Annotated in this window: 18 protein-coding genes, 5 pseudogenes and 1 riboswitch; of the genes and pseudogenes, 8 read left to right on the top strand and 15 right to left on the bottom strand. The window is 68.1% G+C overall.

Features of this window, described 5'->3' with window-relative positions; genetic code table 11:
- The 3 genes and pseudogenes from BN4332_RS27215 to BN4332_RS27205 form a co-directional block, all read right to left on the bottom strand.
- Positions 1-771: an SGNH/GDSL hydrolase family protein gene (locus BN4332_RS27215; protein ID WP_200820360.1), complete on the bottom strand. Its 771-nt coding sequence runs from the start codon at positions 769-771 to the stop codon at positions 1-3.
- Positions 772-879: 108 nt separating this feature from the next.
- A pseudogene (thiG, locus tag BN4332_RS27210) lies at positions 880-1,260 on the bottom strand (thiazole synthase); the annotation flags it as partial.
- A 4-nt stretch (positions 1,261-1,264) separates the two neighbouring features.
- Positions 1,265-1,888, bottom strand: a pseudogene (locus BN4332_RS27205) (FAD-dependent oxidoreductase); the annotation flags it as partial.
- Positions 1,879-1,993, bottom strand: a riboswitch (TPP riboswitch). Its footprint overlaps the pseudogene before it by 10 nt.
- Positions 1,994-2,028: 35 nt before the next feature.
- Here BN4332_RS27205 and BN4332_RS27200 point away from each other — a divergent pair.
- Positions 2,029-2,283: pseudogene (locus tag BN4332_RS27200) on the top strand (thiamine phosphate synthase); the annotation flags it as partial.
- Between the two features lie 54 nt (positions 2,284-2,337).
- Here BN4332_RS27200 and BN4332_RS35140 read toward each other — a convergent pair.
- The 3 genes and pseudogenes from BN4332_RS35140 to thiS form a co-directional block, all read right to left on the bottom strand.
- Positions 2,338-2,589, bottom strand: a pseudogene (locus tag BN4332_RS35140) (NUDIX hydrolase); the annotation flags it as partial.
- Positions 2,588-2,830 (bottom strand): annotated as a pseudogene (gene thiG / locus BN4332_RS35645) (thiazole synthase); the annotation flags it as partial. The pseudogenes thiG (BN4332_RS35645) and BN4332_RS35140, both read right to left, overlap by 2 nt.
- A complete protein-coding gene (gene thiS / locus BN4332_RS27185) occupies positions 2,823-3,023 on the bottom strand; it encodes a sulfur carrier protein ThiS (RefSeq protein ID WP_066902555.1) in 201 nt (66 codons plus the stop codon). The gene thiS and the pseudogene thiG (BN4332_RS35645), both read right to left, overlap by 8 nt.
- Before the next feature lie 372 nt (positions 3,024-3,395).
- Between thiS and glnX the strand changes: the two genes are divergently transcribed.
- From glnX to BN4332_RS27160, 4 genes are all read left to right on the top strand, one after another.
- Entirely contained in the window at positions 3,396-4,715 is a 1,320-nt protein-coding gene (gene glnX / locus BN4332_RS27175) for a protein kinase G-activating protein GlnX (protein ID WP_066902551.1), read from the top strand.
- Positions 4,716-4,743: 28 nt separating this feature from the next.
- Positions 4,744-5,715, top strand: a complete 972-nt coding sequence (locus BN4332_RS27170) for a glutamate ABC transporter substrate-binding protein (protein ID WP_066902549.1) — start codon at positions 4,744-4,746, stop codon at positions 5,713-5,715.
- Positions 5,715-7,991 (top strand): serine/threonine-protein kinase PknG, encoded by a 2,277-nt coding sequence (locus BN4332_RS27165; RefSeq protein ID WP_066902546.1) that lies wholly within the window; start codon positions 5,715-5,717, stop codon positions 7,989-7,991. Before BN4332_RS27170 ends, BN4332_RS27165 begins: the two co-directional genes overlap by 1 nt.
- 127 nt (positions 7,992-8,118) lie before the next feature.
- Positions 8,119-8,994, top strand: a complete 876-nt coding sequence (locus tag BN4332_RS27160; RefSeq protein ID WP_066902544.1) for an endonuclease domain-containing protein — start codon at positions 8,119-8,121, stop codon at positions 8,992-8,994.
- A gap of 41 nt (positions 8,995-9,035) precedes the next feature.
- On the opposite strand, the gene BN4332_RS27155 is transcribed toward BN4332_RS27160, so the two are convergent.
- Genes BN4332_RS27155 through BN4332_RS27140 form a run of 4 tightly spaced genes read right to left on the bottom strand, consistent with a single transcriptional unit; the run spans position 9,036 to position 15,193 of the window.
- Entirely contained in the window at positions 9,036-10,193 is a 1,158-nt protein-coding gene (locus BN4332_RS27155) for an acetate kinase (RefSeq protein WP_066902542.1), read from the bottom strand.
- On the bottom strand, positions 10,190-12,250 hold the full coding sequence (gene pta / locus BN4332_RS27150) for a phosphate acetyltransferase (protein ID WP_066902540.1): 2,061 nt from the start codon (positions 12,248-12,250) through the stop codon (positions 10,190-10,192). The genes BN4332_RS27155 and pta overlap by 4 nt, the downstream gene beginning before the upstream one ends.
- Positions 12,251-12,276: 26 nt before the next feature.
- Complete coding sequence (locus tag BN4332_RS27145) at positions 12,277-13,602, bottom strand: aspartate aminotransferase family protein (protein WP_066902538.1); 1,326 nt, start codon at positions 13,600-13,602, stop codon at positions 12,277-12,279.
- A 19-nt stretch (positions 13,603-13,621) separates the two neighbouring features.
- Positions 13,622-15,193 (bottom strand): APC family permease, encoded by a 1,572-nt coding sequence (locus BN4332_RS27140; protein WP_066902536.1) that lies wholly within the window; start codon positions 15,191-15,193, stop codon positions 13,622-13,624.
- A 224-nt stretch (positions 15,194-15,417) separates the two neighbouring features.
- Between BN4332_RS27140 and BN4332_RS27135 the strand changes: the two genes are divergently transcribed.
- Positions 15,418-16,179, top strand: coding sequence for a GntR family transcriptional regulator (locus BN4332_RS27135; protein WP_066902534.1), 762 nt, complete (start codon positions 15,418-15,420; stop codon positions 16,177-16,179).
- Between the two features lie 2 nt (positions 16,180-16,181).
- Here BN4332_RS27135 and BN4332_RS27130 read toward each other — a convergent pair whose 3' ends face one another.
- Together BN4332_RS27130 and fgd are read right to left on the bottom strand one after the other, a co-directional pair.
- Positions 16,182-17,156, bottom strand: coding sequence for an endonuclease/exonuclease/phosphatase family protein (locus tag BN4332_RS27130; RefSeq protein WP_066902532.1), 975 nt, complete (start codon positions 17,154-17,156; stop codon positions 16,182-16,184).
- 12 nt (positions 17,157-17,168) lie between these two features.
- Positions 17,169-18,179: a glucose-6-phosphate dehydrogenase (coenzyme-F420) gene (gene fgd, locus BN4332_RS27125; protein WP_066902530.1), complete on the bottom strand. Its 1,011-nt coding sequence runs from the start codon at positions 18,177-18,179 to the stop codon at positions 17,169-17,171.
- Positions 18,180-18,441: 262 nt separating this feature from the next.
- On the opposite strand from fgd, the gene BN4332_RS27120 reads away from it, so the two are divergent.
- Together BN4332_RS27120 and BN4332_RS27115 are read left to right on the top strand one after the other, a co-directional pair.
- Positions 18,442-19,173, top strand: a complete 732-nt coding sequence (locus tag BN4332_RS27120) for an MBL fold metallo-hydrolase (protein WP_066902528.1) — start codon at positions 18,442-18,444, stop codon at positions 19,171-19,173.
- A 3-nt stretch (positions 19,174-19,176) separates the two neighbouring features.
- On the top strand, positions 19,177-19,989 hold the full coding sequence (locus tag BN4332_RS27115; protein WP_066902526.1) for an SDR family NAD(P)-dependent oxidoreductase: 813 nt from the start codon (positions 19,177-19,179) through the stop codon (positions 19,987-19,989).
- An 8-nt stretch (positions 19,990-19,997) separates the two neighbouring features.
- Here BN4332_RS27115 and BN4332_RS27110 read toward each other — a convergent pair whose 3' ends face one another.
- From BN4332_RS27110 to BN4332_RS27100, 3 genes are all read right to left on the bottom strand, one after another.
- Positions 19,998-20,279, bottom strand: coding sequence for a hypothetical protein (locus tag BN4332_RS27110; RefSeq protein WP_235654213.1), 282 nt, complete (start codon positions 20,277-20,279; stop codon positions 19,998-20,000).
- 63 nt (positions 20,280-20,342) lie between these two features.
- The gene (locus BN4332_RS27105; RefSeq protein WP_066902522.1) at positions 20,343-21,440 is read right to left on the bottom strand and encodes an LLM class flavin-dependent oxidoreductase; all 1,098 of its coding nucleotides are present in this window, start codon (positions 21,438-21,440) and stop codon (positions 20,343-20,345) included.
- Positions 21,437-21,934 carry a GNAT family N-acetyltransferase gene (locus BN4332_RS27100; protein ID WP_066902520.1) on the bottom strand — a complete coding sequence of 166 codons (498 nt, stop codon included), beginning with the start codon at positions 21,932-21,934 and terminating at the stop codon, positions 21,437-21,439. Before BN4332_RS27100 ends, BN4332_RS27105 begins: the two co-directional genes overlap by 4 nt.
- Between the last annotated feature and the right edge of the window lie 101 nt (positions 21,935-22,035).

Genomic DNA, 22,035 nt, shown 5'->3' with positions numbered 1-22,035 from the left:
TCATGCGGCGAAACCGGCCTGTGCCACGACGAGGTCGGCGACCGCCCGCATGCCTGCCGCGTTCGGGTGCAGCGGCGCGGGCCGGCCCGGCCTGGGTAATCCGGGGCGGGTGGTCCATGGCTCGGCGGACCAGGCGTGGTGCGCGGCGCTGGCCTGGGCGGCACGAACCCATCCGCAGCCCGTCTGCGCCGCGGCCGCCCCGGTGAGCCGCTCCAACGTGGCCGCGACATGTCTGCCGAGCGTGGCGTGCGCCTCCGACAGCGGTGGCGCCGCGGCATCCGGCGGCGGCAGCATGGTCAGGTAGTCCACGAACAGCACAGTGGCCTGTGGGGCGCGACGCCGGACCTCGCGTCCCACCGTCAACAGGGCCTCGGCGACCTCGGTCAATGCCGACTCGCGGGCGTCGGCGTCGAGCAGCTCACGCAACCGCGGACCGAGCACGGGCAGCGACCGGGTGAACCGCGGCAGCGCGGCGGCCATCAGCTGGGGCACATACCCGGCGTCGTTGCCGCCGATGGTGACGGTGACGAGCGCCTCCGACCCGTCGAGTGCCTCGATCTGTCGCGGCGCACCGTGCTGGCGCTCATGCAGGATGTGGGCGGTGGTGGCCCCGGAGTAGGTGACGTCGACGAGGTCGAGTCCGAGTCGTTCGGCCACCAGGTGTGGGTAGTTGCGCGCCGACCGTCCGGCCCGGAACGGCGCCCCTTCTGCCCTGGGCTTGATGCCGGGACCGGCGGCCATCGAACTGCCCAGCGCGACGTAACGTTTCACAACACCCGTCCCCCGCATCGAGCCTGCGCCCAGATCGCAATTTTGGTCGTTTTCACGGTCTCACGGCAGGCTCGGCGCACTTACCGCAGGCTCGGCGCGAATCGCGAATCACAGCGGCGGGCTGGAGGCCTGGGCCCAGAACCGCTTGGGGATCCGCCCGGCCTGGCGCGCCAGATAGCCGGCGGTGACGGCCGCGGACATCGCGGCGGCCATGGTCGGCGGATCCGAGGCCCGGGTGACGGCGGTGGCCAACAACACGGCGTCACAACCCAATTCCATCGCCAGCGCGGCATCGGACGCCGTGCCGATCCCCGCGTCGAGCACCACGGGCACGCCGGCCTGCTCGACGATCATCTCGATGTTGTGCGGGTTGGAGATGCCCAGGCCGGTTCCGATCGGCGAGCCCAGCGGCATGACCGCGGCGCAGCCGGTGTCCTCCAGCCGGCGCGCCAGCACCGGGTCGTCGTTGGTGTACGGCAACACGATGAATNAGCACCTCGCCCTTGACCGGGCGCACCGGCAGGCCGGGCCAAAGCTTCGGGGCGTCGATCCCGTTGGCGATCACGACCGCGTCGGCCCCTCGAACTTCGCCGAGGTCCTCGACCGGCCCGGCCCAGCGCACGGCCAGCCGCTCACAGTGGGCAGCCAGCCCGTCGACCACGGCCCGGTTGTCCACCGCGAGTTCGGTGGTGGCCCGAAAACCGTGCCGGATGCCCTGGGCCAGAAGCGGTTCCACGTCACGCGCGGCGGTGGTCAGCTCGACCGGCTGGCCCTGCGCGGACAACCATTCGGCGACGGTGTGCAGATCGGCCACGTCGGCCCGGTCGACGGCCACCACCAGCGACTCGTGCGCGGTGACCACCTCGGGAGCCAGTCCGTCCAGGAATCCCGAGTGCCACAGCTTGAGCGACTCCAGGCCGATCTGCAGCATCTGTTCCTCGCCCGGCCAGCCTTCGCTGTGCGGGGCCAGCATGCCGCCGGCCACCCACGAGGCACCGTGCTCACGGGTGCAGTGCAGCCGGACGGTCCAGCCGTCCAGCGCCGCCCGCCGTGCCACGGACAGCCCGATCACACCGCCGCCGATGACGGCGAGTGTCTTGGCTCCTCCTGGTGCCATACTCCGCTCCCTACGCCGGCATGACCCGGATCAGGTGTGACGGTCAGGGCCGGTCCGAATGCCCACTCTCAGCCCCACGTCCCCGGGACTCCCGTATTGCCAGTCCAGGGTACTCGGGCCGAACCAGCTACCGTCGCGGTGTGGAATCCCCCGCCGAGCGTTTGCAGCGCGCCAACCTGTACCTGTGCACCGACGCCCGCCGGGAGCGTGGTGACCTGGCCGAATTCGCCGATGCCGCGCTGGCCGGCGGGGTGGATCTGATCCAGCTGCGCGACAAGGGCTCGGCCGGGGAGAAGCAGTTCGGTCCGCTGGAGGCCCGCCACGAACTGGCCGCGCTGGAGATCCTGGCCGACGCCGCACGCCGCCACGGCGCGTTGCTGGCGGTCAACGACCGCGCNTCACCGCCGCCGAGGATCCGCGCGCCGCGGCTGCCGAGTTGAAGGACGCGATCAACGCGGCGGGTTGACCTCCAGCGGCAGGGACGCCGTCACCGCGCGCAGCTGCTCCCAGCTGGCGGCGAACCCGGGGTGCAGCGGCAGTCCGGCCACCTCGTCCTCGGCCACCCAGCGCAACTCCGAACTCTCCCGGTTCGGGATGGTCTGCAGCGGTTCGGGAACGTCGGCGATCACCGTCGTGTAGGACCAGTGCGTGCCGCCGATCCCGGCCACCTCGGCGGTCACCACCGTGGTCCGCACGGTGAGCTGCTCGGCNGCCGCGGCAGCCCGCGGTGTTGGGCAGCGCAGCGATACCGAGCCGGTCCAGCAGATCGAGCACTCCGGTGCCGGCCTCGGCGTCCACCCGTCGCATCGCCACGGTCGTCAGCTCCGTGCCCGAGGCCACCAGGGCCTCTTCGAGCACGGCCAGATTCGGAGCGCCGCCGGTGCCCATGATCAACCGGGAGCCGAATTCGCGGCCCCCGATAGTGAGGGTCGAATCAGCCACCCTGCACCGCCGTCACGACCTCCACCCGGTCGCCGTCGACCAGCGTGCGGTCCCACTCGGATCGGGACAGCACCGTCCAGTCGAGCGCGACCGCGATGCCCTTGTCCGGAAAGCCGCGGGTTTCCAGCAGTCCCTCGACGGTGGTCTGGTCGCCGACCTCAAGGGTCTCGTTGTTGACCGTGATGGTGATCATTTCGCTCCCACACTCATCTCGAGTTCAGCCGCGACCCTCTCAGCGGTCCACGGCGCCAATAGAAATCCATTGCGGCCGTGCCCGACGNCTGATGACTCCACGGCGCCCGGTGCTGCAACAGCACGGCGGCCGCGCCGGTCGGCCAGGGTGCCCGCAGCAACAGGCCCGCCGCACCGTGACGCCCCCAGTACCGGGCGCCGTTGTCGGAGAACACCCAGCCGTCACCGTCGCCACGCACCCGTACAGGATAGGGAACGTCGCCAGATTCGGTGGGGCGCAATTTCTCCGCGAGCCTAAACGCCGCCCTCTTAGAATTTTTTTATAGTGTTGGGGCAGCTGTAGGCACCGAAACTAAATGAGGTCCGTGCGCAGGTGACTGTGGAGTTGGCACATCCCTCGACCGAACCGCTCGCGTCCCGGTCGCCGACCACTCCTGCCCATCCGCGGTGGTGGTTTCTGTGGACCACGCCGGGCCGCATCCTGACCATCGGCGTGGTGCTCGCCGGGCTGGTGATCGCCTCCGCGTTCGCGACGTCCACCACCATCAACGACCGCCAGCAGGCGTTGACCACCGTCCTCGATCACACCGAGCCGTTGTCGTTCGCGGCGGGCCAGCTCTACACCCCCCTGCCGGTCGCCGACGCCGCCGCGGCCACGGCCTTCATCGCCGGGGCCGAGCCACGCGATGTGCGCCAGCGCTACGAGCAGGCCATCACCGACGCCTCGGTCGCGGTGACGCGTGCGTCGAGCGGGCTGACCGACGAGGCGCTGGTGCAGCTGCTCGGCCGGATCAACGCCCGGCTGGCGGTCTACACCGGCCTGGTGGAGACCGCGCGCACCAACAACCGCGCCGGCAACCCGGTCGGTTCGTCCTATCTGTCGGAAGCCTCGGCGCTGATGCAGTCCCAGATCCTGCCCGAGGCGCAGCGGCTGTACGAGGAGACCTCGGCGCGGGTGGACGCCGAGACGACGGCCTCGACGCGGATCCCGGCTCCGGTGATGCTGGTGGTGCTGGCCACGTTGATGTTCGGCGCGTTCGCCAACCGGTGGCTGGCCCGGCGCACGCGGCGCCGGGTGAACATCGGCTTCGTGGCCGGCGGCATGGCGGTGCTGATCATGCTGATCTGGGTGACCACCGCCCTGGTGATCTCCACCTCCGACAGCCGCAGCGCCAAGGAGACCGCCGCCGAATCGCTCAAGACGGTGACCAACCTGGCCATCACCGCGCAGCAGGCCCGGGCCGACGAGACGCTGGCGCTGATCCGCCGCGGCGACGAGAACCTGCGCAAGCAGTCCTACTACCAGCGCATCGACGCCATGCAGCAGCAGCTCGCTCAGTACCTGGCCCGCGACACCGGCATCGACAAGAGCGATCTGACCGGTGCCGAACAACTGCTCACCAAGTGGCGGGCGGCCGACGACCGGATCAACGCCTACATCGCGGTCGGCAATTACCAGGCCGCGACGCAGGTGGCACTCGGCACCGGCGAGGGCGATTCGACGCCGGCGTTCGACAAGCTGGACGAGGCGCTGTCCAAGGGCATCGAACAGGGCCGCAGCCAGCTGCGCAACGACATCGCCAACGCCCGCCGGGTGCTGTCCGGCGCCACGGTGGGCGCCGCACTGCTCAGCTTGGCCGCGGCGCTGGCCGTGGCGTTGGGGCTGTGGCCGAGACTGAGTGAGTACCGCTGATGAGCGCTTGCGCGAAGAAGAGACAGCCATGATACGAACCGTGCAGAAGGTGTTGGCGGTGCTCACCGCGACGCTGGCCGTGGCCGGATGCAGCCAGAACGCGCCGGCGTTGACCTTGCCGACGATGACGCTGGCTCCGCCCAGCCCGGCGGGCATGCAGGAACTCGCGCCCCAGCCGGTGCGGGTCCCGACGGTGGAGACCGACGAGTGCAATCGCACCGCAAGCCTGCGGCCGTTCAGCAATCAGGCCGACGCGGACGCGGCGGTGACCAAGATCCGCAACCGCGGGCGGCTGGTCGTCGGCCTCGACATCGGCAGCAACCTCTTCTCGTTCCGGGATCCGATCACCGGTCAGATCAACGGGTTCGACGTCGACATCGCCGGGGAGGTGGCCCGCGACATCTTCGGTACCCCGTCACAGGTCGAGTACCGCATCCTGTCCTCGGCCGACCGCATCACCGCACTGCAGAACGGTCAGGTCGACATCGTGGTCAAGACCATGACGATCACCTGTGAGCGCCGCAAGCAGGTGAACTTCTCGACGGTGTACTTCATGGCCCACCAGCGCATCCTGGCCGCGCGCGACTCCAACATCTCGCAGGCCTCCGATCTGTCGGGCAAGCGGGTGTGCGTGGTGGACGGCACCACGTCGCTCAAGCGGATCCAGCAGATCAGCCCGTCTCCGATCATCGTCTCGGTGGTGACCTGGGCCGACTGCCTGGTGGCGCTGCAGCAGCGGCAGGCCGACGCGGTCAGCACCGACGATTCGATCCTGGCCGGGTTGGTGGCCCAGGATCCGTACCTGCACATCGTCGGGCCCAGCCTGAACGAGGAGCCGTACGGCATCGGGCTGAACCTGGAGAACACCGGCCTGGTGCGGTTCGTCAACGGCACCCTGGAACGCATTCGCCGCGACGGCACCTGGAACACGCTGTACCGCAAGTGGTTGACGGTGCTGGGCCCGGCGCCGTCTCCCCCGGCCGCGAGGTATGTCGACTGATGGCCCCAGAAGACGACGCCGACTTCACGGCCACGCCCGACACCGACGAAGGCCCCGGGACGCAACCGGCCAGCCTGGAAGACCTCGACATGGATTCGCGGTCGACCATGCGGCCGATGGCCACCCAGGCGGTGTTCCGCCCGGAGTTCGACGACTCCGACGACGGCCCGTACGGCGGGGGCGACACCGAACCGCAGAACCATGCCACGATCGCCACCCGGGTCCTCTCGCCGATCCGCAGGCTGGGCGGCGGGCTGGTCGAGATCCCGCGGGTGCCCGAGCGGGATCCGTTGACGGCGTTGATGACCAACCCGGTGGTCGCCGAGCAGAAGCGGTTCTGCTGGAACTGCGGCAAGCCCGTCGGCCGGTCCTCCTCCGAAGGCCATGCCCTGTCCGAAGGCTGGTGCCCGCACTGCGGCAGTGCCTATTCGTTCCTGCCACAGCTGTCCCCTGGCGAGATCGTGGCCGATCAGTACGAGATCAAGGGTTGCATCGCGCACGGTGGGCTGGGCTGGGTGTATCTGGCCTTCGACCACAACGTGAACGAACGGCCGGTCGTGCTCAAGGGCCTGGTGCATTCCGGCGACGCCGAGGCCCAGGCCATCGCCATGGCCGAGCGCCAGTTCCTGGCCGAGGTGACGCACCCCGGGATCGTGAAGATCTACAACTTCGTCGAACACGATGACAAGCACGGCAATCCGGTCGGCTACATCGTGATGGAGTACGTCGGCGGAACGTCGCTCAAACAGGCCAGGGGAACGCGACTTCCGGTGGCCGAGGCCATCGGCTACATGCTGGAGATCCTGCCTGCACTGGGCTATCTGCATTCGATCGGGCTGGCCTACAACGATCTCAAGCCCGAGAACATCATGATCACCGAGGAACAGCTCAAGCTGATCGACCTCGGTGCCGTGTCCCGGCTCAACTCCTACGGGTACCTATACGGCACACCGGGATTCCAGGCTCCCGAGATCGTACGCACCGGGCCGACGGTGGCCACCGACATCTACACCGTGGGCCGCACGCTGGCCGCGCTGACCTTGAATCTGCGGACCCGGCGCGGCCGCTACGTCGACGGTCTGCCATCCGAGGACCCGGTGCTGGACACCTACGATTCGTTCGGCCGGTTGCTGCGCCGCGCCATCGATCCCGATCCGCGCCGCCGGTTCAACAGCGCCGAGGAGATGTCGTCCCAGCTGCTCGGTGTGCTGCGCGAGGTGGTGGCCGCCGACAGCGGAGTTCCCCGCCCCGGCCTGTCGACGGTGTTCAGCCCGTCCCGGTCGACGTTCGGGGTCGATCTGCTGGTCGCGCACACCGACGTTTATGTCGACGGCCAGGTCCATTCGGAGAAGCTCACCGCGCAGGAGATCGTCCGGGCGCTGCCGGTACCGCTGGTGGACCGCACCGATGTCGGGGCCCCGTTGCTGGTGGCCAGCGTGCTCAGCCAGCCCGTGCATACCCTGGACCAGTTGCGGGCGGCCCGCCACGGGGCGATCGATTCCGAGGGCGTGGACGTGTCCGAATCGGTCGAGCTGCCGTTGATGGAGGCTCGCGCCCTGCTGGATCTGGGCGATGTCGCCAAGGCCACCCGCAAGCTCGATGACCTGGCCAACCGCGTCGGATGGCGCTGGCGCCTGGTCTGGTTCCGCGCCGTCGCGGAGATGTTGTCGGCCGATTATGAGTCGGCCACAAAGCATTTCACCGAGGTGCTCGACACCCTGCCCGGCGAGCTGGCACCCAAACTGGCCCTGGCGGCGACGGCCGAGTTGGCCGGTACCGCCGACGAGCTCAAGTTCTACAACACCGTATGGAGCACCGACAACGGCGTGATCTCGGCCGGCTTCGGCCTGGCCCGCGCCGAGTCCGTCGCCGGCGAGCGGGACAAGGCCGTCCAGACTCTCGACGAGGTCCCGCCCACCTCAAGGCATTTCACCACCGCCCGGCTGACCAGCGCGGTCACCCTGCTGTCTGGGCGGTCCACCGGTGAGATCACTGAACAGAACATCCGCGACGCGGCCCGGCGAGTCGAGGCCCTGCCGGATTCCGAGCCGCGGGTGCTGCAGATCCGCGCGCTGGTGCTGGGCACCGCGATGGACTGGCTGGCCGACAACTCGGCGAGCAGCAACCACATTCTCGGCTTCCCGTTCACCGAGCACGGCCTCAAGCTCGGTGTCGAGGCGTCGCTGCGGGCACTGGCCCGCGTGGCCCCCACCCAGTCACATCGCTATGCCCTGGTCGACCTGGCCAACAGCGTGCGGCCGATGAGCACGTTCTGAGCTCGTCGAGAGCTTCGGAGTGTGCGATCAAGGCGTCGTCTGTGCATGAACGGCGGTTTGTGGATAACCCGCCCGCCCTGAGCACACAGTCGGCGGGCACGTCGGACCGTGATGCGAATCTGCGTCCATGACTGCGATCCCGGTACCTTTCCTGGGAAGTGAGGCCCTGGCAGCCGGGGTCGTGAACCGCCACCAATTGCGGACCCGGTTCAGGGCTCTGTATCCCAACGTCTACATCCCAACCGAGATGGCGCCCACGCTCTCCGAGCGCGTTGTTGGTGCATGGTTGTGGTCGCAACGCAAGGGTGTGGTCGCCGGACAGGCGGCCGCCGCGTTGCACGGCACGAAATGGGTCGACCGGACAACGGCAATCGAGTTGATCCATACGAACCCGCGCGGCCCCGACGGTGTGATCACCCGGCGAGATGTGCTCCTCGACGGCGAGACAGTCTCGCTACGTGGGGTCACGGTGACCACCTGTGAGAGAACCGCTTTCGACATCGGACGGCGCAGCACTCTCAGTGCGGGGGTCGCACGACTGGACGCATTGCTCAATGCGACCGGCTGCACGATCGGCGACGTCGAAACGCTGGCCGCCAGACACCCGGGAGCGCCCGGCCTCCGCCGCCTCGAAACCACGCTCACATTTGTCGATGCCGGCTCGCAGTCGCCCAGAGAAAGCCGGCTGCGGCTCCTGCTCGTCCGCGACGGGTTGCCCAAGCCCGTGACCCAGATTCCGGTCATCGTCGACGGGCTGCCTGTCGCCTACCTCGACATGGGTTGGGAGGAGTGGATGGTCGCTGTCGAGTACGACGGAGACCAGCATCGGACGGACCGTTGGCAGTACGTCAAGGACATTCGCCGACTGGAGATGCTCAAGGACCTCGGCTGGATCGTGATCCGGGTGGTGGCCGAGGACGGTTCAGCTGCCATCCTCCGCCGGGTGAGGGCGGCCCTCACCCAAAGACAATCCACCGTGCGTCAGCGGCGACATATCGGCTGAATTGGCGCCACACGTGCACACTCTGCGCCGTACGCGCACGGTCAGACCAGCGCGACACTCGCTCGTGCGATCGCCAACTCCTCATTGGTCGGTACCACCAGCACGGTCACCGGGGAGTCCGGCGCCGAGATCCGGCGGGTATCCCGCGACGGTGACGCGTTGAGCGCGTCGTCGATCTCGATGCCCAGTCCGCTGAGCCCGGCCAGCGCGTCGCGACGCACCGCGGCGTCGTTCTCGCCCACGCCCGCGGTGAAGCTGACGACGTCGGTACGGCCCAACACCGCCAGGTATGCCCCGACATACTTGCGCAGCCGGTGGATGTACACGTCGTAGGCCAGCTGGGCGTTCTCGTCGCCGGATTCGATGCGCGCGTGCAGTTTTCGGAAATCGTTGTCGCCGCCGAGGCCGCGCACCCCCGACTCGCGGTTCAGCATGGTGTCGATGCCCTGCACATCCATGCCGGCCGCGCGGCACAGGTACATGATGATGCCGGGGTCGACGTCACCGCTGCGGGTGCCCATGACCAGACCCTCCATCGGGGTCAGGCCCATCGAGGTATCCACCGGACGGCCGCCCGCGATGGCCGAGGCCGACGCCCCGTTACCCAGGTGCAGCACAATCTGATTCAGCGAATCGTAGGGACGGCCCAGGAATGCGGCGGCCTGCTCGCTGACGTACTGGTGCGACGTGCCGTGGAAGCCGTAGCGCCGGACGCCCCACCGTTCGGCGACCTCGCGGTCGATGGCGTAGGTCGCGGCCGCCTCGGGCAGGTTGTGGAAGAACGCGGTGTCGAACACCGCGACGTGCGGCAGATCGGGCAGCAGCTTGCGTGCCACCTCGATGCCCAGCAGCGCGGGCGGATTGTGCAGCGGGGCGAGCGGCGACAGCTCTTCGACCTTGGCGATCAGCTCGCTGTCGATCAGGGTGGGCCGGTAGAAGGTCTTGCCGCCGTGCACCACCCGGTGCCCGACCGCCACCAGGCCCAACGTGTCCAGGTGCAGACCTTGACCGGCCAGTTCGTCGAACGCTGCCCGCAGCGCGGCATCATGGTCGGGCACCTGCTCCGAGCCGATCTGCTCGATGATCCCGTCGGCCAGGAACTCTCCCGAATCCGGTTTCACCACCGCATATTTCAGCGACGAGGAACCCGAGTTCACCACCAGGACCGTGGCGTCGTCCGCTCCATGCGTGCGCGTCATGCCTGCCCCTGCGCCTGGATCGCGGTGATCGCCACGGTGTTGACGATATCCTCGACCAGCGCCCCCCGGGACAGGTCGTTGACCGGCTTGTTCAGGCCCTGCAGGACGGGGCCGATCGCGATGGCGCCCGCGCTGCGCTGCACCGCCTTGTAGGTGTTGTTGCCGGTGTTGAGGTCGGGGAAGATCAGCACGGTGGCCCGCCCGGCGACCGGAGAGTCCGGCATCTTCGTCGCGGCCACCGACGGTTCCACCGCTGCGTCATACTGAATCGGGCCTTCGACGAGCAGGCTGGGATCGCGTTGGCGAACCAGTTCGGTTGCCGCCCTGACCTTGTCGACGTCCGCGCCGGTGCCCGAGGTTCCGGTCGAATAGGACAGCATCGCCACCCGCGGCTCGATGCCGAACTGTGCCGCGGTCAGCGCCGAGGAGATCGCGATGTCGGCGAGTTGTTCGGAGGACGGGTCGGGAACGATCGCACAGTCACCGTAGGCCAGCACCTTGTCGGCCAGGCACATCAGGAAAATGCTGGACACCGTCGAAATCCCGGGCGCGGTGCGGATGATCTCGAAGGCCGGCCGCACGGTGTGTGCGGTGGTGTGCGCGGCGCCGGACACCATGCCGTCCACCATCTGGTTGTGCACCAGCATGGTGCCGAAGTACGAGACGTCGTGGATGATCTCGCGGGCCTGCTCGACCGTCACCCCCTTCTTGCGGCGCAGTTCGGCGTACTGCTCGGCGAACTGGTCGCACAACGAGCTGGTGCGGGGATCGAGGACCACGGCGGCATCGATGTTCACGCCGAGTTCGGCTGCCCGAGAACGGATCTGGCTCTCCTCGCCGAGGATGGTCAGGTCTGCCACCTCGTGCTGCAGCAGGCGCCCGGCCGCCTTGAGGATGCGGTCGTCGGTGCCTTCGGGCAGCACGATGCGCTTGCGGTCGGAGCGGGCCCGGTCGAGCAGTTGGTAGGTGAACATCTGCGGTGTGGTCACCGCCGGGATCGGGATGCTGAGTTGCGCGAGGAGATCGTTGACGTCGACGTGTTTGTCCATCAGCGCCAGCGCGGTGTCGATCTTGCGCTGCGATGTGGCCGTGACCCGGCCGCGGGTATCGGCGACCCGGCTCGCGGTCTCGAAGGTGCCGTATTTGGTGGCCACGATGGGCAGCCGCAGGCCCAGCCCCTCGACCAGAGCGGCGACGGCCGGGTGCAGCTCGAGCCCGCCGTTGAGGATGATGCAGGACAGCGACGGGAAGCCTTCTGCGGCATGGGCACTCACGACGGCCAGCACGACGTCGGACCGGTCACCCGGGGTCACCACCGCCACGCCCTCGGTGAGCCGCTCCAGCACGTGCTCGGCCGTCATCCCGGCCACCAGCACGCCCATCGCCTCGCGGGACAAGAGTTCGGGATCGCCGGCGATCACGGTGCCGTCCACCGCCACCTGCAATTCGGCCACCGACGGCGCCACCAGCAGCGGCTCCTCCGGCAGCACGTAGGCCGGCGGGCCGAGCGGCTTGAGGGCCTCGGCCACCGCGGCGAGTTGCGCCGGGTCACACCGGTTGGCCACCACCGCGGCGGCGTGCGCGTGCTGATGGTTCAGCTCGGCCAGGCAGACCTCGACCACATGGGCGACCTCCTCGGGTGTGCGGTCGGCGCCCTTGACCGCGAGCACCACCGGCGCGCCGAGGTTGACCGCGATGCGCGCGTTCATGCTGAGCTCGCTCGGGGTGGCGACGTCGGTGTAGTCGCTGCCGACGATCAGCACGGCGTCGCACCGCTCGGCGACCTGGTGGAACCGGTCGACGATCTCGGCGATGGCCGCGTCGGGATCCTCGTGCACCTGCTGATAGCCGACGCCGACGCAGTCGTCATAGCTCAGCCCGGCGGTGGTGCCGGCCAGCAGCAGCTCGAGGATGTAGTCGCGATCCTCGCCGAGGCGTGTGATGGGGCGGAACACCCCCACCCTGGGCACGGTCGCGGCGAGCCGGTGCAGGATGCCCAGCGCAATGGTCGACTTACCGGTGTCACCTTCGGGCGAGGCAATGTAGATCGCGGTCATCCCCTCAGATCTTGCCTCATCCCCGACTACACCGGCAGCTGCGCCACCGCCCCGGCAAACTCCGTGCAGAACCAGTCGGCATCGTCCATCGAGAACACCAGCGGTGGCCGCACCTTCAGGACGTTGCCCTCCGCTCCGCAGACCGAGATCAGCACGCGCCGCTCCCGCATCGCGTTGACCAGATCGTGGGCACCGGCGCGATCGGGGGTTTTGCGATCGGGATCGGTCACCATCTCGACCCCGACGTACAGCCCGGCACCGCGGACCTCACCGATGCGCGGGTGATCGGCGGCCAGGCGGGCGAGCTCGTCGCGCAGCGCGGTGCCCACCCGGGCCGCATTCGCCATCAACTGCTCGTCGGCGATGACGTCGAGCACGGCGCCCGCCGCGGCCATCGACACCGGATTGCCACCGAAGGTGTTGAAGTACGGCACCTCGCGGGCGAACGCCTCCAGGACGTCGCTGCGGGCGGCCATTGCCGCCACCGGCAAGCCGTTGGCCATCGGTTTGCCCATGGTGACCAGGTCCGGCACCACGCCGTGCCGGGTGAAGCCCCACATCGTCTCACCGGTGCGGCCGAAGCCGGGCTGCACCTCGTCGGCGATGAACACGCCACCGGCCGCCCGGACCGCCGCCACCGCCGGGGCCAGCACCGAGGGGTCGGGATAGATCCCGTCGGAAGAGAAGAACGTGTCGACGATCAGACAACTCACACCGTGGCCGGCGGCGCGCAGGTCGGCGATCGCCGCGTTCACGTCGGCCAGGAACCGCGCGGCCACCTCGGCACCGGCCCGGTAGCTGTCCGGTGCGGTCACGGTGCGCACGTGCGGACCGATGGTGGTGGCGCCGCCGAGCGACGGCGAAATGGCGGTCACCGCTTCGGTATTGCCGTGATAGGCATCACGAGTCACGATGACCCCGCGGGCGCCGGTGTACATCTTGGCCACCCGAAGGGCCAGGTCGTTGGCCTCCGAACCGGTGCACGCGTACATCACCTGGTCGACTTCCCCGGGCAGGGTGTCCAGCAGGCGCTGCGAATACTCGACGATGCCCTCGTGCAGGTACCGGGTGTGGGTGTTGAGGGTCTGAGCCTGGCGGGTGATGGCGGCGACCACATGCGGATGGCAGTGCCCGACGCTGACGACGTTGTTGTACGCGTCCAGGTAGCGCGCGCCGTCGGCGTCGAACAGGTGGCTGCCGGTGCCCCGGACCAGGTGTACCGGCCGTTCGTAGAACAGTCGGTACGCCGGGCCGAGCAGATGGGTGCGGGCCTGGATCAGCTCGTCGGTCTCGGGATCGGTGGACACCCCGCCCGAATAGCTGTTGGAGTCCATGATGTTCGAGAACGTCATGGCACGTCCTTTCGCCCCGCTAGCGCTCGTGCGCTTCCTCCAGCACCGTGCGCCCGAGGTCGGAATAACGTTGCGGATCCCTGTATTTCAGGAACAGCGCCCACAGCACACCCCCGATTCCCGCGATGCCAACAACATACGGGATCGAAGTGAAGATCCAGTCGGAAGCGGCCGAACCGGCAGCAAACGATGCGTTCTTGGCGAGCAGGTAGATGACGTAGAGCATGCCGACACCGCCGAGCAGCGGGGCCAGGAACGTGGTGAACCAGTTCGCCGTCTCGGGATGCCGTTTCTGCACGTGGAAATAGGAGACCACCGAGAAGGCAGCCAGGGCCTGCACGATCATGATCGCCGTGGTACCCAGCAACGCCATCAGCCCATAGAGGCCGGTGTAGGGATCACGTCCGGTGATGTCGAAGAACAACACCACCACCGTGGCGAACCCGGTCTGCACGAATCCGGCGATGTGCGGCGAACCGTGCACCGGGTGGGTGGCGCCGATGGTCTGGCGCATGCCCGGGATGACGTTCTCCCGTCCGATGGCGTACAGGTAGCGGGCGGCGCAGTTGTGGAACGCCATGCCGCACGCGAACGAGCCTGTCATCAACAGGATCTTGAACAGGTCGACGGCCCACTCACCCAGATGCTGATGCACCGGGGTGAAGAAGATGTCACCGGCCGTGGCCGAATCCTGTGCCAGCGCAATCGCATTCTGCGGCCCGGTGCCCACGATCGCCAGCCACGAGACCAGGATGTAGAACGCGCCGATGCCGACGACCGAGCAGATCACCGCGATCGGGATGATCTTCTTGGGATTGCGTGACTCCTCGCCGTACATCGCGCTGGACTCGAACCCGACCCAGGACCAGAACGCGAAGAACAGGCCGACACCGGCCGATCCGGCGACGGTGATCATGGTGCCGTCGACGCCGGCGACCTCACCCGAGAGGCTCTGAAAACCGTTGAGCGGGTTGAGCGATCCCAGCGACCAGCCCTGCGGCCCGCCGCCGGTGAAGACCACCGACAACGCCATCATGCCGAGCATGATGATCTCGGTGATCAGGAACACCCCGAGCACCTTGGCGGCCAGGTTGATGTCGAAGTAGGTCAGCACGGCATTCACGGCCAACATCACCACGGCGAAGATGACCCAGGGCACGTCTATGCCGAAGAACGACTTGAACAGATCGTTGCCGAAAAACGAGAAGATGCCGATCAGCGATGCCTCGAACACCATGTAGGCCAACGCCGTCAGGAACCCGGCGCCCAAACCCACGACACGTCCCAGGCCGTGCGATATGTACCCGTAGAACGCGCCGGTGGCGGTGATGTGCTTGCTCATCGCCGCGTAGCCGATGGCGAACAGGGTCAACACGATGGTGGCGACGAAGTATCCGGCAGGAGCATAGGCGCCGTTGCCGAAGCCGACCGCGATCGGCACATTGCCGACCATGGCGGTGATGGGGGCGGCCGTGGCAACCGCCATGAACATCACGCCGACCAACCCGACGGCGTTGGGTTTGAGGCGCTGAATGCCAGCCGCCGACGACGACTGTGGGGGTGGAGCGGCAGGATCGGCGATCTCGCTCATAGTGGGTCCCAATCTGTCCCAGTGAGGTAATTATCCGGCCAGTATTTGGTCTGGATTTCGGTCGTCGACGACGGCTTCGTTGTGCGACGGTGGCAATTCTTACCGCGCCCTGATCGCTTGGTCAACCGTTAAATACTTGCAGATCAACGGGGTTCGTTACGGTCGTGTAAAAGTGTTCTATTTGGTCTGCCGGGTCGGCCTATTTGGTCCACACTCGAGCCGATATGGACGAGTCCCCCGGCGGCCCGGTGGCCGAAGACGTACGCCGAAGGATCCTGTCCATGCTGGCGCAGGGCACGCTCCGGCGCGGCTCACGCCTGGGCACCGAACGCGAGATGGCCGAGATGTTCGCGGTGTCCCGGTCCACGCTGCGCAGTGCTCTGCTGCCGTTGAGCCAGGCGGGTGTGCTGGAACGGCGCCCGGGCCGCACCGGCGGCACCTTCGTGCGCGCGGACATCGTCGAACGCCACGCGGCCGAACTGACCGGGCTGCCGGCACGGCTGCACAGCGGCGGCCACACCAGCACCAGCCGGGTACTGGCCACCGACCGCCGGCCGGCCACCGCCGTCGAGGCACAGGCCCTCGAAATATCGGAAGGGGCAGCAGTTTTCACGATCCGGCGGCTGCGGTATGCCGACGGGGTGCCGCTGTCGCTCGATCAGGCCTGTTTCGTCGCCGCGCCCATGGAGGATCTGCTCGAGCAGCCGCTCGGCGGATCGCTCTACGAGCTGCTACGGATCCGCTACGGACTGGTGCCGGCCACCACCACCGAGACCATCGAGGTGGTCATGGCCAGCCCACGGGAGGCCGAGTGGCTGCAGATCGCCCAGCGCAAACCGCTGGTGGCGATCACACGGGTGACGCGCGACGGCGCGGACCGCCCGTTCGAGTACGCCTACGACCTGTTTCGCGCCGACCGGATCCGGCTGACCGCCACCAGCCGGGGAACCGCGGGTGCCGTGCAACGTTCGGTGAGCAGCGCCTGAAGTCAGCCGCCTTGCGGCACAAGGACATCCGCGATGAGCGCGAGATGATCGGCGCCCGGGATCAGCTCGGTGCGAACGGCGGTGGCATCGGCGTTGCGCAGCAGCACATGGTCGATGCCGACCGCCGGTACCCGCCGCGGCCCGGCCGGGAAGGTACGGACCATGCCCCCGCCGGCCTGCTCGGCGGCGTCCCGGTAGCCGGTGGCCAGCAGCTCCCGGAACGGGAGCATGTCGTGAGTGGCGTTGAAGTCACCGGCCACGATCACCGCACCCGGGCCGGCTTCGTCGACCAGTTCCCGCAACATCGTCGGGAACTTCTCCATGTCCGTGCGCCACGGCTCCACCGGCTGCGGCCACGGCGCGGCGAAGTGGATGCCCACCAGGACCGGGGCGACGGCCACGTCGGGCAGCTGCACGCGCGCCCGCACCATCGCCAGCGAGTATCCGGGCACGTGGGCGGTGTCGGTCAGCGGGAACCGGCTCCAGATGCCGATTCCCCCGGCCATCGGCTGCGGATCGATGATCCGGTGACCGAAGGTGGTGTCGAGCCCGGCCGCCGCGAGCCCGTCGGCGGCCTCCTGGGTGAGCTCCTGCAGGACGACGACATCGGCACTTCGCCTGGCCGCGGCCACGACGGCGGCCGGATCCCCGCGGCCCATCCCGAGATTCGAGCTGAGCACCCGCACCGGGGACGATGCCGGCGCGGCACTCTGCGGGCCGAACTCCTGACCGATGTACTGCGGGGCGTGGACGTAGCCGACCGCCAGCGTCAACCCCACGGTCAGCGCCGTCAGTACCCAGCGCCGGCTCAGGATCAGCAACAGCACGGCGACCGGCGCCGCCAGCGTCAGGTACGGCGACGCCGTCGCCAACAGCAACGAGCTGTGGCGGCCCAGTGGCAGGTAGCGCGCCACCAGGCCCACCACGGCCACCCCGGCCGCGACCACGCCGAGCAGCGTCGCGAGAATCCGGATCAACTGCGTGTGGGCTCAGCCGAGCTTGCGCAGCCGGGGCTCCAGATCCGTCTTGAACAGGTCGAGGAAGCGACGCTGATCGTGCCCCGGGGCGTGGAACACCAGGTGGTTGAGGCCCCAGTCGACATAGTCCTTGACCTTGGCCACCGCCTCGTCGGGATCCGAGGCCACGATCCAGCGCTTGGCGACCTGCTCGATGGGCAGTGCATCGGCGGCCTTCTCCATCTCGATCGGATCATCGATCGAATGCTTCTGCTCGGCGGTCAACGACAGCGGCGCCCAGAACCGGGTGTTCTCCAGCGCCAGCTTCGGATCCGGGTCGTAGGAGATCTTGATCTCGATCATCCGGTCGATATCGTCGGCGTTGCGGCCGGCGGCCTCGGCACCCTCCTTCACCGCCGGGATCAGCTTGTCCTGGTACAGCTCCTCACCCTTGCCCGAGGTGCAGATGAACCCGTCACCGGCGCGGCCGGCGTACTTGGCCACCACCGGCCCACCGGCGGCGATGTACACCGGGATCCCACCCTCGGGCACGTCGTAGATCGAGGCGCCCTTGGTGTGGTAGTACTCGCCCTCGAAATCGACGCGGTCCCCCAGCCACAGCTCACGCATCAGCTTGACCGACTCCCGCAGCCGAGCGAAACGCTCTTTGAACTCCGGCCACGCCCCGATGTAACCGGTGGCGATCTCGTTGAGCGCCTCACCGGTGCCCACCCCCAGGAAGATCCGCCCGGGATACAGACACCCCATGGTGGCAAACGCCTGCGCGATCACCGCCGGGTTGTACCGGAACGTCGGCGTCAACACCGACGTGCCCAACACCAGCCGCTCGGTCCGCTCACCCACCGCGGTCATCCAGGCCAGCGAGAACGGGGCATGCCCACCCTCGTGGCGCCACGGCTGGAAATGATCACTGACCGTCGCACTGTCCATCCCTGCCGCCTCGGCCAGCACCGCCAGCTCGACCAGTTCCCGCGGCGCGAACTGCTCCGCCGATGCCTTATATCCCAGTTTGAGTTCAGCCACGGGTTCGTTTCTACTCCTTGGGTGCGCCACGGGTGCGCCACGGGTGCGTTTCTACCGACTAACTTTGCGCAGCTCTACAAACCGACCTTGCACACTTGGTGACGAGGACCCGATGCACGTGTCAGGGGTGTGGACGATACCGCCGCTGTGAGCGAGTTGATGGTGGTCAACCCCGAAAACCGCCGCCTAACCAACGGCGCCAGTAGGGAAACCGCCTCCTTCAAGACGGCGGAGACTTCATTCCAGTCCCTAGACTCGCGACATGGCAGCAGCCCTGAGCGCGATCACCGACCATGTGCACTTCGCCCAGACCGACTTGGTCAACTGGACGCTGGTGACCGACGGGAATCGCGTCCTGCTGATCGACGCCGGATTTCCGGGCCAGCGTGACGACGTGATCGGCTCGGTACGCCAGCTCGGGTTCACCGTCGACGACATCGCGGGCGTGCTGCTCACCCACGCCCACATCGATCACTTCGGCACCGCGATCTGGCTCGCGAAAACCCATGGCACACCGGTGTTCTGCCACAGCTCCGAGCTCGGGCACACCAAACGCGAGTATCTCGAGCAGGCCGCTCCGGCCGACGTGGTGCGCAACATCTGGCAGCCCCGCTGGCTCAAGTGGGCGGCCACCATCACCGCCAAGGGCGGGATGAACCACGACGGGATACCGACCGCGCGGGCGCTGACCGACGCCGACGATCTGCCGGGAGCGCCGGTGCCGGTGCCCACCCCGGGGCATACCGGTGGGCACTGCTCGTACCTCGTGGACGGGATCCTGGTCAGCGGCGATGCCCTGGTCACCGGCCATCCGCTGCTCAAGCAGCCCGGCCCGCAGCTGCTGCCCGCGCTGTTCAACCACGACGAGGCGGCTTGCCTGGCCAGCCTGACCGCTCTGGCGGCAGTCGAGGCCGATGTCATGCTGCCCGGTCACGGACCGGTATGGCGCGGCTCGATCGCCGACGCCGCCTCCGCCGCCTCTCGGCACGGTTGAGCCATGGCAGCACGGTCGAAGATCTCCGACTACGCCGGCGGCTGGGCGCTCGTCACCGGAGCCGCGCGTGAGCACGGGCTCGGGTACGCCTTCGCGCGCCGACTCGCGGCGGAAGGCCTCAACCTCGTCCTCGTCGACGTGCTCGACGAGGACCTGGACCGGCGGGCCGACGAACTCCGGAACCAGTTCGGGACCGAAGTACGCACTGCCACATGCGATCTCGGCGAACCAGCGCCCTATGTACCGATCGAGGCGTCGATCGAGGACATCGAGGTCGATGTGCTGGTGTGCAACCATATGTTCACCCCGCCCGATACGCCGCCGATCCTCGACATGCCGCTGGAAACGCACAGCCGGATGATCGACATCAACGCGCGTGGCTACACCAATCTCATCCACCGCTTCGGCACCGTGATGCGCCACCGCGGCCGCGGGGCGATCATCATCGTGTCCTCGGGCGTCGGTCTCACCTCCGGCCCGTACACCGGGGCGTATGCGGCCAACAAGGCCTTCCAGCTGATGTTCGGTCAGGCACTCTGGTACGAGCTGCGCGGCACCGGCGTGGACGTCCTGGTGGTGATCGCCGGCTTGATGAACACCCAGGGTGACGCCCTGTCCAAGTACCCGCGGTGGCTGATGGCCGAGCCGTCCGCCGTGGTGCCGGAAGTGCTTGCCGCCCTCGGCCGCAAGCCGACGGTGGTACCCGGTTTCGCCAGCCGCGCGTTTCTGTTCGTGCAGACGCGGCTGATGTCGCGGCGGCGGGCACTGACGTCGATCGGCCGGTTCATGGCATCCGGACTCGGTAAGAACGACTGAGCGTGCGTCTAGTGCTGCAGGAGGCGGTACCCCAGCAGGAAGAACCCGGTCAGGCACAGGCCGCAGGCCAGCACGATGGTCGGCATCAGGACCATCTGGTCGAGTTCGTCGGGATCGAACACCTCGTCGTCATAGACCGCCCCGAACAGCACGCGGGCGAATCTGGTGCGGCGAAAGGCGTGCATCCGCGCCCGGGTCCGCGCCGAATCCGACCGGCGGCCGATGAACAGCCGCAAAGCCACCCCGCTCGCGAACACCACCGCAGCCGCTGCCAGCAGCAGCGATCCCACGATTACCTGCGCACTCGGCAAATACACCCCCAGCGATACGACACTTCGGGGCCAGCCTAGCCGCTATCGACCCCATCGCTCGGCCAACAGCTGGTGAGAGCGCAACCGGTCGTCGTGTCGGTGGGTCACCGAGGTGATCACCAGTTCGTCGGCCCCGCTGAGCCGCTGCAGCGCCTCCAGCCGCGCGGCCACCTGGTCGGCGTCACCGACGAATTGCGTTGCGGTGCGGTCCCGGACCACCTCGAGCTGCTCGGCGCTCAACGGCCGGGTGTCGTCTGGATCGGGATACGGTGCCGCGCCGCCCTCGGCCCGGATCGAATACACCCACCGGCCGTAGCTGGACGCCAGATGGCGTGCGGTCGCCTCATCGTCGGCCACCACGACGTCGGCCGAAACCACCACGTACGGCGCCGACAAGTACGACGACGGGGTGAAACCGTTGCGGTACACCTCGATTGCCTCCAGCGCCGTCGCCGGGGTGATGTGATAGCTGGCCACGAACGGCAGTCCGCGCGCCGCCGCGACCCGCGCGCTCTGCCCCTTGGTGCTGCCGAACACCCACGGCATCAGGTCGGTACCGGCACCGGGAACCACGGTGCCCACCTCATAGCTGCCCGCGAGCATGGCCAGGATGTCGTCCAGCTGTTCGGCGAAATCCGGTGTGACAGCTCCGGTTTGTTGCAACACGGCCATCCGGGACCGCAACCGCGGGTCACGCAGCAGCGCGGCGATGTCGTAGGGCGTGGGGATCACCACACCGTCCACCTCGTGCCACTCACGCGGCGGCCTGGGCTCCCTGGGCTTGTTCCGCGCCGCTTCGGCGCGCTTCTGCCCCGAACGGCCCACGCCCAGGTCGACCCGGCCGGGGTGGAACGCGGCCAGCGTCCCGAAGCTCTCCACCACCGCGACCGCGGTAGTGTGGCCCAGCTGCACGGCCGCCGTGCCGACGCGGATCCGTTCGGTGGCTGCGGCGATCTGGCCCACCAGCACCGCGGGCGACGAGCTGGCCACCGAGACGAAATGGTGTTCGGCAACCCAATATCGCCGATAACCCCACTGTTCGGCGTGCCGAGCCAGATCGACCGTGTTGCGCAGAGCCGTCGCCGCGTCACTCCCCGCGCTGATCGGCGCCAGGTCGAGAAGCGAGAGCGGGACGTTCATGCCAGCTTCTTCTCGAACGCGATCGGGAACACCGTGCCCGCGCCCTCGGCAGGCAACGGCGCGATCAGCCGGGTGTAACCCGCCGAGCCGTACAGCGCCTCGGCCTCGGGCTGCAGGTGACCGGTCGTCAGGTAGACCCGCCGATACCCCCGTCCGGTGATCTCACGTTCCAGGTGTGCCAGCAGTGCCGTACCCAATCCGCGTTGGCGGTAACGGCTGTCGGTCCAGATGCGTTTGAGCTCGGCGGTCTCGTCGTCGAATCGGGTGAAGGCACCACCGGTGACCGGTACGCCGTCGAGCAGCCCGATGTACAGCCCGCCGCCGGGCGGCGCGAACTCGCCGTCCGAGCTGCCGCGCAGCCAGACCATCATCTGGTCGGGCGTTCCGCCGTAGCGCTCCGAGTACTCGACCGCAAGCTCAGCCAACAACGGTGCGGCCACCGGGTCATCCAGGCCGGCCGCAACGAACTGCACACCACTCACGGAGGCTGACATCACCACCGTTTCTATACCCACAGCACTTCCAACGCAGATTCGCCCGCGGGATTCCGTCCACGATCAGCGTGATCGAAACCCTGCCCCACCCGGTAGCATCG

It is taken from the genome of Mycolicibacterium houstonense, from assembly GCF_900078665.2.
Classification (GTDB): domain Bacteria; phylum Actinomycetota; class Actinomycetes; order Mycobacteriales; family Mycobacteriaceae; genus Mycobacterium; species Mycobacterium houstonense.
The sequence above is the reverse complement of the archived record's forward strand: the minus strand, read 5'-3'. Positions and strand labels throughout refer to the sequence as shown.

Excerpts from the sequence above, each read along its gene's own strand:
- thiS (WP_066902555.1), bottom strand. The coding sequence starts at position 3,023 with ATGATCACCATCACGGTCAACAACGAGACCCTTGAGGTCGGCGACCAG.
- BN4332_RS27170 (WP_066902549.1), top strand. The coding sequence starts at position 4,744 with ATGATACGAACCGTGCAGAAGGTGTTGGCGGTGCTCACCGCGACGCTG.
- BN4332_RS27165 (WP_066902546.1), top strand. The coding sequence starts at position 5,715 with ATGGCCCCAGAAGACGACGCCGACTTCACGGCCACGCCCGACACCGAC.
- BN4332_RS27160 (WP_066902544.1), top strand. The coding sequence starts at position 8,119 with ATGACTGCGATCCCGGTACCTTTCCTGGGAAGTGAGGCCCTGGCAGCC.
- BN4332_RS27155 (WP_066902542.1), bottom strand. The coding sequence starts at position 10,193 with ATGACGCGCACGCATGGAGCGGACGACGCCACGGTCCTGGTGGTGAAC.
- pta (WP_066902540.1), bottom strand. The coding sequence starts at position 12,250 with ATGACCGCGATCTACATTGCCTCGCCCGAAGGTGACACCGGTAAGTCG.
- BN4332_RS27145 (WP_066902538.1), bottom strand. The coding sequence starts at position 13,602 with ATGACGTTCTCGAACATCATGGACTCCAACAGCTATTCGGGCGGGGTG.
- BN4332_RS27140 (WP_066902536.1), bottom strand. The coding sequence starts at position 15,193 with ATGAGCGAGATCGCCGATCCTGCCGCTCCACCCCCACAGTCGTCGTCG.
- BN4332_RS27135 (WP_066902534.1), top strand. The coding sequence starts at position 15,418 with ATGGACGAGTCCCCCGGCGGCCCGGTGGCCGAAGACGTACGCCGAAGG.
- BN4332_RS27120 (WP_066902528.1), top strand. The coding sequence starts at position 18,442 with ATGGCAGCAGCCCTGAGCGCGATCACCGACCATGTGCACTTCGCCCAG.
- BN4332_RS27115 (WP_066902526.1), top strand. The coding sequence starts at position 19,177 with ATGGCAGCACGGTCGAAGATCTCCGACTACGCCGGCGGCTGGGCGCTC.
- BN4332_RS27105 (WP_066902522.1), bottom strand. The coding sequence starts at position 21,440 with ATGAACGTCCCGCTCTCGCTTCTCGACCTGGCGCCGATCAGCGCGGGG.
- BN4332_RS27100 (WP_066902520.1), bottom strand. The coding sequence starts at position 21,934 with ATGTCAGCCTCCGTGAGTGGTGTGCAGTTCGTTGCGGCCGGCCTGGAT.